At 65.2% G+C, this 16,570-nt stretch carries 15 protein-coding genes and 1 tRNA gene; 9 read left to right on the plus strand and 7 right to left on the minus strand.

Translation table 11 applies throughout. The features are described from left to right. The 7 genes from LFT46_RS02990 (at position 1) to LFT46_RS03020 (ending at position 9,385) form a co-directional block, all read left to right on the plus strand. A complete protein-coding gene (locus LFT46_RS02990; protein ID WP_236801017.1) occupies positions 1-849 on the plus strand; it encodes a sugar phosphate isomerase/epimerase family protein in 849 nt (282 codons plus the stop codon). Continuing rightward, positions 846-2,006, plus strand: a complete 1,161-nt coding sequence (locus tag LFT46_RS02995; protein WP_236821208.1) for a Gfo/Idh/MocA family protein — start codon at positions 846-848, stop codon at positions 2,004-2,006. The genes LFT46_RS02990 and LFT46_RS02995 overlap by 4 nt, the downstream gene beginning before the upstream one ends. Positions 2,007-2,010: 4 nt before the next feature. Next, a complete protein-coding gene (locus LFT46_RS03000; RefSeq protein WP_236821209.1) occupies positions 2,011-2,916 on the plus strand; it encodes a sugar phosphate isomerase/epimerase family protein in 906 nt (301 codons plus the stop codon). 2 nt (positions 2,917-2,918) lie between these two features. Next, positions 2,919-4,322, plus strand: a complete 1,404-nt coding sequence (gene uxaC / locus LFT46_RS03005; RefSeq protein WP_236821210.1) for a glucuronate isomerase — start codon at positions 2,919-2,921, stop codon at positions 4,320-4,322. 56 nt (positions 4,323-4,378) lie between these two features. Then, complete coding sequence (locus tag LFT46_RS03010) at positions 4,379-5,746, plus strand: mannitol dehydrogenase family protein (protein WP_236821211.1); 1,368 nt, start codon at positions 4,379-4,381, stop codon at positions 5,744-5,746. Between the two features lie 39 nt (positions 5,747-5,785). Next, positions 5,786-7,015 carry a D-mannonate dehydratase ManD gene (manD, locus tag LFT46_RS03015; RefSeq protein ID WP_236821212.1) on the plus strand — a complete coding sequence of 410 codons (1,230 nt, stop codon included), beginning with the start codon at positions 5,786-5,788 and terminating at the stop codon, positions 7,013-7,015. Positions 7,016-7,129: 114 nt separating this feature from the next. Next, positions 7,130-9,385 (plus strand): gluconokinase, GntK/IdnK-type, encoded by a 2,256-nt coding sequence (locus LFT46_RS03020; protein WP_236821976.1) that lies wholly within the window; start codon positions 7,130-7,132, stop codon positions 9,383-9,385. An 80-nt stretch (positions 9,386-9,465) separates the two neighbouring features. Here the strand turns inward: LFT46_RS03020 and LFT46_RS03025 are convergent, their stop codons facing one another. Then, positions 9,466-10,347, minus strand: coding sequence for a Rho termination factor N-terminal domain-containing protein (locus tag LFT46_RS03025; RefSeq protein WP_236801024.1), 882 nt, complete (start codon positions 10,345-10,347; stop codon positions 9,466-9,468). A gap of 207 nt (positions 10,348-10,554) precedes the next feature. On the opposite strand from LFT46_RS03025, the gene LFT46_RS03030 reads away from it, so the two are divergent. Then, positions 10,555-11,304, plus strand: coding sequence for a hypothetical protein (locus LFT46_RS03030; protein ID WP_236801025.1), 750 nt, complete (start codon positions 10,555-10,557; stop codon positions 11,302-11,304). 12 nt (positions 11,305-11,316) lie between these two features. Here LFT46_RS03030 and LFT46_RS03035 read toward each other — a convergent pair whose 3' ends face one another. From LFT46_RS03035 to LFT46_RS03050, 4 genes are all read right to left on the minus strand, one after another. Next, positions 11,317-11,700: a DUF7793 family protein gene (locus LFT46_RS03035; protein WP_236801026.1), complete on the minus strand. Its 384-nt coding sequence runs from the start codon at positions 11,698-11,700 to the stop codon at positions 11,317-11,319. 144 nt (positions 11,701-11,844) lie between these two features. Further along, complete coding sequence (locus tag LFT46_RS03040) at positions 11,845-12,702, minus strand: alpha/beta fold hydrolase (protein WP_236821213.1); 858 nt, start codon at positions 12,700-12,702, stop codon at positions 11,845-11,847. Beyond that, the gene (locus tag LFT46_RS03045; RefSeq protein ID WP_236801028.1) at positions 12,699-13,577 is read right to left on the minus strand and encodes a CPBP family intramembrane glutamic endopeptidase; all 879 of its coding nucleotides are present in this window, start codon (positions 13,575-13,577) and stop codon (positions 12,699-12,701) included. The genes LFT46_RS03040 and LFT46_RS03045 overlap by 4 nt, the downstream gene beginning before the upstream one ends. A 102-nt stretch (positions 13,578-13,679) precedes the next feature. Further along, the gene (locus LFT46_RS03050) at positions 13,680-14,243 is read right to left on the minus strand and encodes a hypothetical protein (RefSeq protein ID WP_236801029.1); all 564 of its coding nucleotides are present in this window, start codon (positions 14,241-14,243) and stop codon (positions 13,680-13,682) included. A gap of 199 nt (positions 14,244-14,442) precedes the next feature. Here LFT46_RS03050 and LFT46_RS03055 point away from each other — a divergent pair, with 199 nt between their 5' ends. Then, positions 14,443-15,495, plus strand: coding sequence for an alpha/beta fold hydrolase (locus LFT46_RS03055; protein WP_236821214.1), 1,053 nt, complete (start codon positions 14,443-14,445; stop codon positions 15,493-15,495). Positions 15,496-15,521: 26 nt separating this feature from the next. Here the strand turns inward: LFT46_RS03055 and LFT46_RS03060 are convergent, their stop codons facing one another. After that, positions 15,522-16,205: a hypothetical protein gene (locus LFT46_RS03060; protein ID WP_236801031.1), complete on the minus strand. Its 684-nt coding sequence runs from the start codon at positions 16,203-16,205 to the stop codon at positions 15,522-15,524. A 140-nt stretch (positions 16,206-16,345) separates the two neighbouring features. Further along, positions 16,346-16,435, minus strand: a tRNA-Ser gene (locus LFT46_RS03065). Positions 16,436-16,570: the final 135 nt, after the last annotated feature.

Here is a 16,570-nt window from a genome sequence, read left to right on the forward strand (position 1 = left end):
ATGGTTTCGACCACCCAGGTCACCTGGCAGCTGTCAGGCTTCGGCGACGAGATCGACGACGACCCCGCAGTCCAGATCGCAGTGCTGCAGGCCCTCGGCGCCAACCACATCGAGGTCCGCAGCGCGTGGGGCACCAACATCGTGGACCTCAGCGACGATCAGCTCCAGGCCCTCGCGTCCCTGCTGTCGGAGAAGGGCATGAAGGTTTCGGCCATCGCTTCCCCGATTGGCAAGGTGGACGTCAGCCTCCCGGTGGAGCACGAAGTGGAGCGGCTGCGCCGTGCCGTGAATGCGGCCAAGGTCCTGGACGCCAGGTACATCCGCATCTTCTCCTTCTACTACGGCGAGTCCGTGCAGGTGGAAAGCATCCGCGACGCTGTCATGGAGCGCATGCGGGCCCTCGCCGATGTGGCGGAGGAAGCGGGTGTGATCCTCCTGCACGAGAACGAGAAGGACATCTTCGGGGATGTTCCGGACCGGGTCCTGGACATCATCGAGACCGTCAACTCGCCCGCCCTGAAGGTTGCCTGGGACGCGGCAAACTTCGTCCAGGTGGGGGTCAAGCCCTTCGACGAGGCATACACGAAACTGCGCCCGTACCTGGAATACCTGCAGGTCAAGGATGCACTGTTCGAGAACGGCCACGTCACGCCGGCCGGCGAGGGAGACGGTGACCTGCTCAGGACCGTGGAAGCACTCAAAGCCGACGGGTACCAGGGCTTCGCCTCCCTTGAACCGCACCTTGCGGGCGCCCATGGGCTGGGCGGGTTCTCCGGCCCCACCGCCTTCGGCATCGCAGCCCGAGCCTTCGCAAAAGTCACCGCAGACGCAGGAGTCCAGACCGCATGAGCACCTTGAACGTAGCCATTACTGGATGCGGCGTCATCGGCCGCACCCACGCCGTAGCCCTCCAGTCCTTCCCGGAGGCCCGGATCGTCGCCCTCGTCGACGCCATTCCGGCGGCAGCCGAAGCGCTTGCCGATTTCATCGAGAAGCAGGGCGGGGAACGGCCCGCGCTGTACACCTCGCAGGCGGAGGCCTTTGCTGCGCAGGACATTGACCTTGTCGCATTGGCAACGCCCAGCGGCCTTCACATCCAGCAGGGACTGGAGGTCCTGGCCGCCGGCAAGCACGTGGTGATCGAAAAGCCCCTCGACGTGGACCTCACCCGGGCCCAGGAAATCGAGGCCGCCGCAAAGGAAGCCGCGGAAAAGGGAGTCGTTGCCTCGGTCATCAGCCAGCACCGGTTCGACCAGTCAAGCGTGGCTGTGGCGGACGCTATCGCCAAGGGACGTTTCGGCCGGCTCACCTCAGCCATCGCATCGGTGGCATGGTGGCGCAGCCAGGGCTACTACGACTCCGGCGACTGGCGCGGCACGTGGGCCATGGACGGCGGCGGTGCGTTGATGAACCAGGGCGTGCACACCGTTGACCTGCTCCTCTGGTTCATGGGGCGCCCCGTGGAGATCCACGCGCACACCGCCCTGCTGGCCCATGAACGGATCGAAGTGGAGGACACCGCCGTAGCCACCGTCACCTTCGAAAACGGCGGACTGGCAGTCCTGCACGCCACCACGGCCGCCTACCCCGGGCTGACTGTCCGCGTCCAGCTCATGGGATCCGAAGGATCCGCCGTGGTGGACAACGACCGGCTGCAGTACTTCCACAGCAAGGACGCCGGCGGCGAGTCCGCGGACATGGGCCTCCAGGGCGGCGGCAACCAGGCCGAACAGGAACTGGCCAAGTACCCGGTGGAGGACTACAAAGCCGCGGACCCCACCACGTACCCCGCCGGGCACGTCCGCCAGTACCGGGACATTCTTGCCGCCATCGCCGGCGGCCGGCAGCCGGGCGTCACCGTCAGTGACGCGGTCAACGCGCTCGCGGCCGTGCGCTCCGTCTACGTTTCGGCCACCCTCGGCCAGCCCGTCCTCTTCGACGACGTCCTTGCAGGCAAGTACAACGACCTTGAAGTCCGCACCGGCAGTGCGGCAGAAAGCGCCTGACACCATGAAGTTTTCAGTATTTACGGCATCAACCCCCGAATGGGCTCCCGAAGAGGCAGTGAAGCACCTCGCCGACCAGGGCTGGGACGGCGTCGAATGGCGCATCACCGACCAGGCAGAAGCAGATGCGCCAGGCTTCTGGGCCGGCAACAGGGCCACCATCCCGCTCACCGGCATGGAGGACCACCTGGACCGGCTCGCCACCCTCACCAGCGGGGCCGGCCTGGAGTTCTCCGGCATCGGAGGGTACGCCCGGTGTGACAACCACGCTGACGTGGACCGGATGCTGGCAGCCACGGCCAAGCTGGGCGCGGAAAAGGTTCGTGTCACCACGCTTCCGCTCGGGACGGCAGCCTGGGGCAACGAACCGGCCAGCGGCACGCCCTACCCGGAGCTCTTCGCGGCAGCCCGGCGTGACTTTGAATGGATCGCCGAGCGGGCAGCACACCATGGAGTGAAGGCGCTGGTGGAACTCCACCACCGGACCATCACCGCTTCGGCATCCTCCGCCCTGCGGCTGCTGGACGGACTGGATCCGCAGCACGTGGGCGTCATCCATGACCTGGGCAACCTGCTTATCGAAGGCCAGGAGGACTACCTCCCCGCCTTCGAACTCCTGGGCGACTACCTGGCGCACGTCCACGTCAAGAACGCGCTGTGGGTCAACAGCGGAGAAATCGACGAGTCCGGCGCGGCTGTCTACCGCAACGAGTGGGCTCCGCTCCGGTCAGGGCAGGGCAGTGTCCTCCAGTACTTCAAGGCGCTCGCGGCCTTTGGCTATGACGGGTGGGTGACTGTGGAGGACTTCTCCACCGAACTCCCGCTGGCCGAACGGACCGCGGACAACCTCGATTACCTGCGTTCCACGGCGGCCCTGGCAGGGCTCTCCGTCGCGGCAGGAAGGCGTTGACCATGGCACAGCCAATAGCGGACCACCCGGACCGGCTGCTGCCGGCCGATCCCGGGGTCCGGGACATCGCGCGGTCGCTCTTCAAGAAAGTGGAAGGGCTGCCCATCATCTCCCCGCATGGGCATGTGGATGCGGCAGTCATCGAGCAGAACACGCCCTTTCCCGATCCCGCCGCGCTCCTGGTCACCCCGGACCATTACGTCACCAGGCTGATCCACGCCGGCGGGGTGCCCATGGACCAGTTGGGGCTCGGCAATCAGCCTGCTGATTCACGGGAGGTCTGGCGCCACTTCTGCGAGGCGTGGCCCAACTTTGAAGGAACGGCGTCCGGCTACTGGATCCGGCAGGAGTTTGCCCACGTCTTTGGCCTGGCGGAGGAGCCGTCCAAGGACAACGCCGACCGGCTTTACGATGCACTCCAGGCCAAACTCTCCGAGCCGGGTTTCCGGCCGCGGGAGCTGTTCAAGGAATTCAACATCGAGGTGCTCGCCACCACCGATGACCCCCTTGACTCGCTTGACAGCCATGCCGCGCTGCAGGCGGACCCTTCGTTCGCCGCCCGCGTGCTGCCCACGTTCCGGCCGGACCAGTACCTGAACATGGCGCACCCGGCCTGGCAGGACAACGTGGAGCGCCTCATCGGAGCTGCCGGGGACGGCGCCTCGGGCTACGCCGGCTACATCAAGGCCCTCGAGGCTCGCCGGCGCCACTTCGTGGAGCGCGGCGCGGTGTCCGCGGACCACGGCGTCTTCACGCCCACCACGCTGAAACTGGACGACGGCGAAGCGGAGCGGCTTTTCGAGTGCGGCCGGACGGGCCAGGCGAGTGCTGCGGACCGGGACGCCTTCGAGGCGCACATGATCTACCAGATGGCGCGGATGTCGGTGGAGGACGGTCTGGTCATGACCATCCACCCGGGTTCGTTCCGCAACCACCACACGCCCACGTTCGAGGCCTTCGGCGCGGACACCGGCCACGACATACCGGTTGCCGTGAACTACACCGAGGCCGTGCGCCCGCTGCTGCAGGATTTCGGGACGGCGAAGGACTTCCACTTGGTCCTGTTCACCCTCGATGAGACGGTTTTTTCACGCGAACTGGCTCCGTTGGCCGGGTTCTACCCTTCGGTTTACCTTGGCGCTCCGTGGTGGTTCCTGGACGCGCCGGACGCCATGCTCCGCTTCCGTTCGGCGGTCACGGAGACGGCAGGGTTCTCCCGGTCCTCGGGCTTCATCGACGACACCAGGGCGTTCTGCTCCATCCCCGCCCGCCATGACACGGCCCGGCGGATCGAGGCATCCTTCCTGGCCCGGCTGGTGGCAGAACATCGAATCACCGAGGAACGGGCACACGAACTCATCGTGGACATCATCGACGCATCACCACGGCGGGTGTTCAAGCTGTGAACGCCGCCCCGCCTGCACCGGGCTCACTTCCTGTCCTGGACCGCAGCCTGAAGCCCATGCCCCAACCTCCGGTGCGCATCGTGCACCTCGGCCTGGGGGCATTCCACCGCTCCCACCAGGCCTGGTACACACAGCACGCCCCTGACGCCGCGGAGTGGGGGATCGCGGCGTTTACCGGCCGGCGCCCGGCCGCCGCAGAAGCGCTGTCGGCCCAGGACTGCCTTTACACGCTGGTGGAACGTTCGGCAGACGGGGACAGTTTCGAAGTGATCGGCAGCATCGTGGAAGCGGTGGACGGAGCCAACATCGCCCGGCTTTGTGAGCTTGTCGCGGCGGAGGAGACGGCGGTGGTCACGCTGACCATCACCGAGGCCGCGTACGGGCTTGCGGCAGATGGAACGTTCGACGGCGACGCTCCCGGTGTGGCGGATGACCTCCGCGCGCTGTCGGCGGCGGCGTCCGGGGAAGCGGGAGTGCCCGGCACACCCTTGGGACGCCTGGTGCTGGCCCTCGCCAGGCGCCGGGACAGCGGGGCGGGACCGATCGCCGTCGTCAGCTGTGACAACCTGTCCGCCAACGGGGAGGTTGCCCGCCGCGCCGTCCTGGGACTGGCATCCGGATGGGGTTCCGGGCTGGCCGAATGGGTCGGGGCGAATGTCAGTTTCGTCAGCACCTCGGTGGACCGGATCACCCCGCGGACCACCGAGGCGGACATCGCTGAAGTCGCCGAACAGTGCGGCTACACGGACAGCTCGCCCGTGGTGGCCGAACCTTTCCGGAACTGGGTGCTCAGCGGGGATTTCCCGGCTGGACGTCCGCGCTGGGAGGACGCCGGCGCCGTCGTTGTTGCCGACATTGAGCCCTATGAGAACCGCAAGCTGTGGCTCCTCAACGGTTCGCACTCCATCCTGGCGTACGCCGGGCAGCTGCGCGGGCACGCCACCGTGGCCGACGCCCTGGCCGATCCCGCCTGCCGGAAGGCCGTGGAGGACTTCTGGGACGAGGCCGCACACCACCTGCAGGCGGCCGGGCTGGACATCCCTGCGTACCGGAAGGCGCTGCTGGAGCGGTTTGGAAATGCCCGGATCGCCCACCGGCTTGCCCAGATCGCGGCCGACGCCACCACCAAGCTGCGGATGCGCGCCGTGCCCGTCCTCACGGCGGAGCGGGCCAGCGGCCGAACCGGCAGCGGGGCTGCCCTGATGCTTGCCGCATGGATTGACTACGTGGCCGCCACCCAGGACTTCCAGGACCCGCTGGCCGAGGACATCCACGCGGCCAACGCCCTTGAGGGCAACGGGAGGGTCCAGGCCCTTCTCCGCCTGGTGAGTGCCGAGATCGCGGATGATTCCGACATTGTTTCCCTGGTGCACGGGCTGTGCGGATCCATCGCAGCCAAGACAGCCACCCCGTCACCTCTTTAGACCCTGCTTTTTCACTTCCGGAAGGAACAGTTAGATCCCATGAAAATCATTGCCGCTGATGTGTTTGTGACCAGTCCGTCCCGGAACTTCGTCACCCTCCGGATCACCACCGAGGATGGTGTGACCGGTATTGGGGACGCCACGCTGAACGGTCGCGAGCTGGCGGTTGCCGCGTATCTGCGGGAGCATGTGGCGCAGTTGTTGATCGGGAAGGATCCGCACCGGATTGAGGATACGTGGCAGTTCCTGTACCGGAGTGCGTATTGGCGGCGGGGTCCGGTGACGATGGCGGCGATCGCTGCGGTGGATATGGCGTTGTGGGATATCAAGGGCAAGCTGGCAGGGATGCCGGTGTACCAGTTGCTCGGTGGTGCTTCCCGGAGCGGGTTGCGGGCGTACGGGCATGCCTCGGGGGCCGATATTGAGTCGTTGTTTGATTCGGTGCGCGAGCATTTGGAGTTGGGGTATAAGTCGATCCGGATCCAAACCGCAGTTCCAGGCATCAAGGCTGTGTATGGGGTCGCGGCGCAGGCCCAGGCGTCGGGGGAGCGGTATGACTATGAGCCGGCGGGCCGGGGTGCGTTCCCGGTGGAGGAGGACTGGGACACCAGGGCGTACCTGCGGCATTTGCCTTCGGTGTTTGAGGCGGTGCGGAATGAGTTCGGTCCGGAGATCCCGTTGTTGCATGATGGGCATCACCGGATGACGCCGATCCAGGCGGCGAAGCTGGGCAAGGCCCTGGAGCCCTATGATCTGTTCTGGTTGGAGGACTGCACGCCGGCGGAGAACCAGGAGGGGCTGCGCCTGGTGCGCCAGCACACCACGACGCCGCTGGCGATCGGGGAGATCTTTAATACGGTGTGGGATTACCAGACGCTGATCAAGGAGCAGCTGATTGATTACGTCCGGGCGGCGTCCACGCACTTTGGCGGGATCTCCCCGTTGAAGAAGGTGATGGATTTCGCCGCGCAGTACCAGATCAAGTCCGGGTTCCATGGGCCGACGGATATTTCCCCGGTGGGGTTCGCGGCGCAGCTGCACGTGGGGTTGGCGATCCACAACTACGGGATCCAGGAGTACATGCAGCATTCGGTGAAGACCAACGAGGTGTTCGAGCAGTCCATGACGTTCGTGGACGGGTACCTGCACCCGGGCGACAAGCCCGGCATCGGCGTGGAATTCAACGAAGAAGCCGCCGCAGCTTACCCGTACCAGCAGGCCTACCTGCCCTACAACCGCCTCGTCGACGGCACCGTCCACGACTGGTGAAACCGGCCCGCGGCCGGTAAGAATGCCCACGGCTGAAAACTGCCCATACGGGTGAGAAGGAAAATTTCGGTGAACAACAACAACCCCACCCCTGCCAAACCCCGTGTTGTGGTCATGGGGGTCTCCGGCTGCGGCAAGACAACGGTGGGCGGCCTTGTGGCCCGCGAACTCGGCGTCCCGTTCCTCGACGGCGACTCCCTGCACCCCGTGGAGAACGTGGCCAAGATGGCGGCGGGCCATCCGCTGACCGACGAGGACCGCTGGCCCTGGCTGACGATCGTGGGCCGCGAGCTGGCTGCCGCCGGGGACAGCGGGCTGGTCCTGGCCTGTTCCGCGCTGCGGCGAACCTACCGGGACGCCATCCGGGAACAGGCTCCGGACACCATCTTCCTGCACCTGAACGGCAGCAAGGAGGTCCTCGCCCAACGTGTGGGCGGCAGGGCCGGGCACTTCATGCCACCCGCGCTGCTGGACTCCCAGCTCGCCACCCTCGAACCACTGCAGGAGGACGAGCGCGGCGTGGTGGTGGACATCGCCGCGCCCGTCCCGGAAGTCGTGGCCGGGGCACTCAAGGGGATTGCCGCCGTCGTACCTTCCGCCACGCGGGAGCAGGGCAGCCGGCCGCGGCAGTTCGACGTCGACCTGGCCGCCGCCCCGTTCAATCTCGACGACGACGCGGTCGCCTGGGTGGAGGGCACCATTGGTGCGATGACGCTCGAGGAGAAGATCGGGCAGCTGTTCATCAACCACAACAACGACTACTCACCCGGGTACCTCGACGGGGTGCTGGAGAACTACCACGTGGGCGGCATGCGTTACCGTCCGGGTCCGTCCGCTGCGGTGCAGGAACACATCCGCTACGCGCAGTCCAAGTCCCGGATTCCGTTGCTGGTTGCGTCCAACCCCGAGATGGGCGGGGCCGGCAGCTGCGACGACGGAACGTTCGTATCCACGCATCTGCAGGCGGGCTCGCATCCGGACAAGAACATTGCCCGGCAGATGGGGCAGGTGGCCGGGGTGGAGACGGCGGCCCTGGGCTGCAACTGGGCCTTCGCACCGATCGTGGACATCCACTACAACTGGCGGAACACGGTCATTTCCACTCGCTCCTTCGGCAACACGCCGGAAGTTGTGGTGGAGCGGGCCAAGGAGTACTTCGACGGCATCAGCGAATCACCCACGGCATGCGCCATGAAGCACTTCCCGGGGGACGGTGTGGATGAGCGGGACCAGCACGTGGTCACGTCCTACAACACCCTCCCCTATGAGGAGTGGAACCGGACGTACGGACACGTGTACCGGGAGATGATTGCGCATGGCGTGCAGTCCATCATGGCCGGCCACATCGGGGCGCCGGAGGTATCCCGGCATTTCCGGCCCGGGCTGTCCGACTCCGAGGTCCTGCCTGCCACGTTATCCCCGGAACTCCTGCAGGACCTGCTGCGCGGGGAGCTCGGGTTCAACGGCCTGGTGCTCACCGACGCTTCGCAGATGGTGGGGCTGACCCAGGCCATGAGGCGCAAGGACCTGGTGCCTGCCACCATCGCGGCGGGCTGCGACATGTTCCTGTTCTTCCGGAACCCCGCCGAGGACTTCCAGTACATGATGGACGGCTACAAGTCCGGGATCATCACCGAGCAGCGGCTGCATGATGCGCTGCGACGGATCCTGGGATTGAAGGCGTCGCTGGGGCTGCACCGGAAATCTGCTGATGAGCTGGTTCCGCCTGCCGAGGCGCTTGCCGTTATTGGGTCTGCTGAGCACCGTGCCGTGGCCGCTGAGATTGCAGACAAGACGGTGACGCTGGTCAAGGACACGGCCGGCAACCTGCCCATCACGCCTGCGACGCATCCCCGGATCCGCTTGTACGGCATCTCCGGCGGGGCAGACTTTACCAGGGCCGATCCGCTGGCCTACCTCGAGGTGGTGAAGGAGGAACTGGAAGCTGCCGGGTTCCAGGTGCACCTGTTCCGGACCGCTGAGCAGCGCGAAGCGGCCGGGGAGGCCGGGATGAACTTTATGCGGGTCCTGGCAGAGGAGGCCACCGGCGACTACGCGGAAAAGTACGACGCCGCCTTTGTCTTCGCCAACGTGAAAGGCTTCGCGCAGGAGGCTGCCATCCGGATCAAGTGGTCGTCTCCCATGGCGGCCGAGATCCCCTGGTACGTCACGGAAGTGCCCACAGTGTTTGTGTCCCTGAACCAGCCGAACCACCTGATCGACGTGCCCATGGTCAGGACCGTCATCCACGCCCACGCGGGAACACGGGAAGCGATCCGGGCCGCCGTGGAGAAGATCCAGGGCAAATCGGAGTTCCAGGGAACATTCAACGAGAACGTGTTCTGCGGGTCGTTTGATACACGGCTCTAGGACTGTTGGACATGCAGGAGGCGCCACCGCAACAGCGATGGCGCCTCCTGCATGATCCGCTCAATGTGGTGCGGTTGCCCCTAGGCGTCTTCACGCTCCGGGTTCTCCAGCCGGAAGAAGTTGGACTGGTTCCCGTCCGTCCGCTCTTCCTGGTAGATGAAGTTCAGCCGCCGGTCGTCAAACGTCTTGAACCATTCCTCCCAGCTGACTTCGCGAAGGTTGGCGTCCCGATCCCGGAAATCAATGCGTAGGACACCCAAGTGGTCGCCATGCTCGGTGCCCTCGACTGTGGCAGGGACACCGCCGCGTTCTTCGGCCCACTGCCTGATGACTTCATGGTGCGTGGTTGCCAGGCTGCGGCCTTCGCGCTCGGGCTCCTCCTCCGTGGAGGTGATTTCCTGCGAATACTTCAGCGACTTGGACGAGTCATCGCCGTAACGGACCTTGCCGCCGTCGGGGCCGGCGCCCAGGTCTTCGGCGTCTCCGCCGGCGTCCTCATTCCGGCTGCCTCCGCCGCTGTCACCGTCCTGCCGGGCCTTGGCCACCTCTTTCACCAGCTCTTCCTTCCGCATGCCGGAGGCGCCGGGGATGTGGTCTTCCCGGGCCTCCTTGCGGAGTTCATCCACCTTCATGCTGCGCAGCTCGGTTTCGCTCACGTCAGGGGTGTTGGGGGTCTGGTTGCCGGGCTCGTCATGGCCTTCCTTGCCGCTGCCTTCCTTGCCACTGCTGGACCGCCCGGAATTCCCTGAGCCGGACCGGGAAGCTTCCTTCCGCCCGCCGTCGTGGTCCTCCTGCCGGGTCTTGGCCACCTCTTTCACCAGCTCTTCCTTGCGCATGTCCGAAGCGCCGGCGATGTGTTCTTCCCTGGCCTGCTTGCGGAGTTCGTCCACCTTCATGCTGCGCAGTTCCGTCTCGCTCACATCGGGCGTGTTCGGTGTCTGGTTACCGGGCTTGTCACTCATGTCAGGTCCTCCTTTTGCAGAACTCTTTTGCAGAATCGACAAATAATAAGGCTGCTTACTTTCTAGCGTGTGCCGGATGTCGGCGTCAAGCATCGGCGCCCGACGCGCCACACAGGCACTGCATTTACCGGCGGGGCCTTTGGACTCTGGGGGCGGCCCAATCACTGTTTGTAGGCTCCTTGCATTCCGGTGACAAGGAGGTTTGGCATGGGCAACGCGTTGTCGGGTTTCCTGGCATTCATGGGGCCGTCCGTGCGCGGGCACCGGGCTCAAACTGGGTTCCGCTGGCGAAAGTCGGGTTTTCTCGGCGGGGCGGCCGCGGCCGGGATTTTCACGCACGCGGTCCTGCCGCGTGTGCTGGGGGCCTGGGGCGCGACCAAGCTGGAAAGGACCATGCCCCTTCCGGGCGACCGCCTGATTCCGGATCCCGACGAAGTACAGACCATGGCAGTAACGATCTCCGCCCCTCCGGACGAGGTCTGGCCATGGTTGGTTCAAATGGGTGTGGACCGCGCTGGCTTGTATTCCTATACCTGGGTGGAGAACGGATTGCTCCATCTGGGCGTTACCAATGCTGACCGCATCCACCCTGAGTGGCAGGACCTGAAGGTTGGCGACATCATTGCCTTCACGCCGGAAGGCTATCCGGGAGGAAGGATAGGGCCACGCGTGGTGGAGTTGGAGAGCGCGCGCTACCTGGTGCTCGATTCAAGCCCTGGCGCCCCTCCCGGAACAGTCACCGGCACGTGGCAGTTCGTCCTAAACAGTTCCGGTGCCAGGGGAACCAGGTTGCTGCTGCGGACGCGATCGGGCCCCGACCGGCCGCCCGCGCTTCGCGTCATGGACTTCCTCCTCCGCCCTGGTTACCTCGTCATGGACCGTGCCATGCTGCTGGGCATCAAGAAGCGCGCCGAGGGGGACGCCCACAACCGCGAGACGTCGTCGGGGTCGTCGTGATCCTGGTGACGATCAGCTTTCCGTTTGCCGGGCTTCCCGCACGGCACTGACCCGGCCGTGTTCAGACAACCACTTCAGGGCTTCGGATTCTTTGGTGAAATATGCCGTGGGGGTCAGGGACCGCTGCGAAAATGCGGCCACGACTTTGCCCATTGCCCCATCCCCGATGAGGGCCGCGGCCGAGAATCCGCGGTAAGCGTTCATGCCGGCCCTGGCCTCCGGCGTTAACCCGGCAACACCAGCGAGATCAACCAGGAGAGGCAAAGTGCGGCCACCGCTTAAGCCCTCCAGAACCCGGGCTGCGTGCACCGCCATCTGGTAAGTGATGTGGACATCCGGGACCCACTGCAACCGCAGCATGTCCCCGTCGCAAGAGGCAGTGAAGAATTCGTTCATTCCTGTCCTGGTTCTCGTAGGCGGGCTTGTATTCCAGACGCTTGACTAATTGAAACCCCATTCTGCCGGACAGGTAGGACAAAAAGTCCAGGGGTAGGTATCCCAACTCCGGGGGCGGTCTACGTGACGGTGGTTCGCCGGATGTCAGCCCAGCGCCTTTTCCAGCCACTGCACATAGGCCTCTGGTTCCAGCAGCGCCGCGGTGTGACCGGCGAGGCCCATCGAAATCGTCTGCACTGGCCTGCCCAGCAGCCTTTGGAGCCGGGGGATGTCGCGGGTGGCCTGGGTGCGGTCATTCTCCGCCCGCAGCACCACAGCGTCTCCGTGCCACTGCTGAAACCGTTCCCGACGCACCAGTTGCCTCCTGGCCACGTCAGCTGCGACCGCGAAATGCGACACAATATCCGCCCGGGTGAGGTCGTGCCGGACAGTGTGGCGAAGGACCGCCGCCCAGTCGCCGTCGGGATCCGATCCGGCCGGGAACAGGCCGGTAAGGCCGGCGAGCAGCAGGGAAGCCGACCAGCGCTTGGGCAGCACCCGCGCTGCGAAAGTTGCCCATGTCAGGGCCGGTACCCAGAGCAGGCCGTAGTCGGCCGGTCCGCTGCTGGACAGCACCAGCCGGCCGATCCGTTCGGGATGGGAAGCAAGGAACGCCTGGGCGAGCAAACCGCTGTAGGACTGGCCCGCCACGTCGCAGCCCGCAATCCCTTCCGCGCGCAGGATGGCCGAGACGCCGTCGTCGAAATCGGCAAACCGCTTCACGTGGGGGTAATCCGGCGCCACCACCGTGTGGCTGCGCGCAAGGCGCCCAAGGAAGTCATATCCCAGCCCAGCCCGGCGCAGGCCGCCGGTGAGCCAGAGCACGGCCGGTCCTTCGCCCAGCCTTACATAGCGCCATTCCACCTCACCGACCCTGAGTTTCCGGCCGTGGGCAGCGACGAAACGCCGTGCTGCCGACAGGATTGCCTCCCCGGCCGGCACCCGTGGAAGTTGGGCCGTCATGTCGACACCCGTGCGCGCCGGCGTTCGGTGAGAAGGACGACAGCGGCAATCACCCAAAAGGCCGCACCCCAGCTGAGGGCCGGAGCCAGGATGGCAATTCCTGATGCGTTTCCGGAGGCCGCCATGAAGGAGTTGATGAAGGCACCCGCGGCAAGGGGCGCGTGCATCAGCACCGCCAGGAGGAGACTCCCGGTCCGGTCGTAAAGCCAAACCATCAGCATCCGGTAACCGGGCAGCCAGGCAAAGAGGAACACGGCAACGATAAGGGCGGCAGGTATGGCCCCTGAAGGATCAGTGCTGTTGGCGAACATGGGGTAGTGCCAGGCACCCCAAAAGGCGGCCATGATCAAGGCCGTGGACACAACACCGTGCCGCCGGCGCAGGCGGGGCAGCGCGAAGCCAGTCCAGCCCACCTCTTCCAGCATGCCGACTATCAACCCCACCGCAATCCCGGCCAAAATGATGGTCACCAGCTCGCCCGACGTCGCCACGCCGCCGTAGTAACCGGGAAAGACGACGGCCACTGCCACGGCCGTCGCAGCCATGACCAGCGGAGCGGTGAGGAGCGCCAGCGCATACCAGCGGGCACCCACCCGCCACCGGCGGAGGCGGGTGCCCATGTCCCGAAGCCCCGCCTTTCCGTCCAGGAGGCTGGTGAGGATGACGGATGCGACGGCGGGTCCCAGGGGCGCCAGCGTAAGTCCAACAGCCATTGGGACCGGTGCGACGCCAATGACCGCTGCCATCCCGCCCCAAGACAAGACAAAGGTTAGGGCGTAGTAGGCGGATACAGGGTGCCGGCGGACCAACGAGGTGAACCCTTTCCCGACAGCGCCAGGTACCAGCGGCAATCCGTGCTGTGGCTGTGCGGTCATCACAGACCTCCTGCCTTGGCCGACATCCGTTTTGGATATGGCGGCTAATGATCCTTCAACCCCAGCCTGGTCGGGCGGGGCCAGCGATACCAGGGCCTTTTGTCAGGGGGAATTCTCAGGGGACTGTGCAGGGCTCGGCATAGGTACCCGGCCTGTCACGCGTACTCCGCCGACGGCTCCTGTCCAGGGGGTATCGCCGGGTGCCGGCAACACCAGGTGGGCGAAAACGTACCCCTGCTGCAGCTCCAAGACTTGCGTGGTGGCTCCATGGCAATCCAGCGTCAGCTCCACGGGCTGGAAGCGAGCGCCGGGATGCTCCTGCCCGACGGCGACCGTGGCACCGGAAGCGCCGGCACAAGCGGCTGTAACGGTGAACTGCCCGGCTGCCGGGACTTCCGCCGTCGTGCCAAAGCCCCTGACCGGGCCATCAAGGGGACCCTCCTCAAAAAGGAGGACCGGGCCCGGCACTGCCTTGAGGAGCCTGTCCAGCTCACGGTAGTTGTGGACCTCGCGCTCCAGGACCAGGGGATCAATGGAGGGCGCGGGGGAGTTAGTCGCCTGTGCCGGGCCGGGTGTTGGAGTCCGCGCAGGCTCGTCGTATTGGTAGGAACAGCCCGCTGCCGCACCTGCTGCAATCAACAGGGACAGGCTGGATACACGCCCCATCCACCTGCCCTTGGTTCCCACATTTTTAATCGTGGGCAGGGGAGCGGTGCAAAGTAAACACTGCTCCTCCAGATTGATGCAAACGGCACCGCTTCCCTTGTTTCAGTGGGCCCACAACGAAGGGTGGGAGGTGCCGGGACTTCAGGCCCTAGGCCGCCGTACTCAAGCGGCAGGAGGCTGAGGCAAGGAGGTGACAACAATGGAGATGCCGCGAACCCGTGCCAACAGCGAGTCTCCGAGGAATCGGCAGTCTCCACGGAGTTCGGTAAGGGGCTGGGGCACGGCTGGCGGCATTGCGGCCCTATCGGCAGTTGCGAGGTATGGCACGTGGGCAGCCACTCGCAGGAAGGGCCGTCTTTCCGGGTTTCGGAGTACTGAAGGAGAGCAGCAGTACCTGCGGGCCTACCAGGACGTACTGGAAGAATGGCCGGCCGCCTACGAGGAGATCGCCGTCGAGACAGCCTTTGGAATAACCCACGTCCTGGTGAGCGGTGACACCGAGGCGCCTCCCCTTGTCCTCCTCCACGCCACCGGGACGAGCTCCACGGGGTGGTTGGCGAACGTGGGACCACTCAGTGCCCGGTGCCGGGTCTTCGCCGTCGACATCGTCGGCGAAGCCGGGAAGTCACACCAAAGTAAGCTGCTTCGGGGCCGGAAAGACTGCGTGCAGTGGCTGTCGTCCGTCCTTGATGGGCTCGGGTTGGAGCGGCCGTCTTTGGTTGGGTGGTCATTTGGGGGCTGGGCCGCACTTGCCTTCACCATCGACAGGCCCGAGCGGGTCGACAAGACGGTGCTCCTCGCACCCTTCGGCTCTCTCGCCCCCTACTCGCGCAGCATTCTGGCTTTCCTCAAGGTTGGTCCTTACCTTCCGTGGGGTCCGCCAGGAGGCCTTGCGCTGCGGATGATGGCACCCGGATACCGGTTCGATGAGAGGTTCGCAAAGCAGTTCATCCTCGGTGGCCGCTACTTCAAGCCCGCAGATCCCCGGGTGAGTGTCTTTCCCAGGCCTTTCACTACCAAGGAGCTCAGTTCTATCCAGGTGCCGGTCCTGCTGATGGTGGGCGACCGGGAGTCCGCGTTCGATCCCCGGATCGCGGTCTCGCAGGCGCGGAACTTCATTCCCGGTGCGCAGACACATCTGGTTCCAGGGGTCGGGCACATGATTGCCATGGAGGCCCAGGCGGTTGTGAACCACGCAATACTGGGATTTCTGCAGGATCTTCCTTTGGAAGGTTTGGCCCGGACGGAATAGGTCCGGACGGAACAGCAGGCCGCTCCTCAGCGGAAGATCTTCTTTCGAGCCGACCTGAAGTGGACGCCCAGCAGCAGGCAGAGGATGGGAAAGACTACGCCGTAGCCAAAGACACCTATCAAGCGGAGGTATGGATTACCGAAAGCAGGGCCTGTCAACCCCAGCAGGCAGAGAAGGCCAGCCAGCAGGAAGGCGGCCCGTATGTACAGGGGGCTGCCAGGGCCGGTGAATGCCACCGCCGCGAACAGCAGTGAGAGGCCGAAGAGGAAGTGCCAGGCTGTGACGTCGGCGGCAAAGAACAGTGACGGTTGGGTGAAGTCATAGATATAGCCGAGGGCCGGATCGCCGACGGGGGCCACCCGGCGGGCCACCAACAATTCGATCAGGTGCACGGTCGAGGTTACCGCTGCCGTGGAGAGCATGAAGCCAAAGGCCAGGACACCGAAAACCCTGGCCGGTGCGGGGGTGAGCTGGAAAATGACGGCGAAAAGTACCACGTGGATGGGCGCCCCAATGACTGTCACTGCTTCAGCTGCCGCCCAGAACGGATCCCGGGGCGCGCCCGAGAATGCCCCACTTGCCCCTACCAGGGCCAGATACACCACATCAAACGCGAAAACGGCCCACGCCGACCACTGGCCCAGCCCAAACAGGTGGCCCTGCACCTCGCGGTCAGAGCCGCGCACCTGTCCTTCCACTGCCTCCGTCACGGCATCGAAAGTAGTGTCAAGGTTCAGAGTTCATAAGTGCCGTAGGTCCCCGCCGTCGGAGGCACTCCCAGTGACTCCTTTTGGCAAAGCAAAAGGCCCTGCTTCCCTCTTTTACAAGAGGGAAGCAGGGCCTTTCTACCTGGCGGTGACGGTGGGATTTGAACCCACGTTGGCTTTTACACCAAACAACATTTCGAGTGTTGCACCTTCGGCCGCTCGGACACGTCACCAACCTCAATAGGGTACCGGAGTAAGGCCTGCATCCCCAAAACGCACGTATAGCGCGGGCTTGGAGCAGGGGCTGGATTCTGCCGATGCATCTGCGAGGTGGCAGATAACTGCAATGCCGGCCCGGAACATTGCGG

It is taken from the genome of Arthrobacter sp. FW306-07-I (assembly GCF_021800405.1).
In the GTDB taxonomy this organism is placed as follows: domain Bacteria; phylum Actinomycetota; class Actinomycetes; order Actinomycetales; family Micrococcaceae; genus Arthrobacter.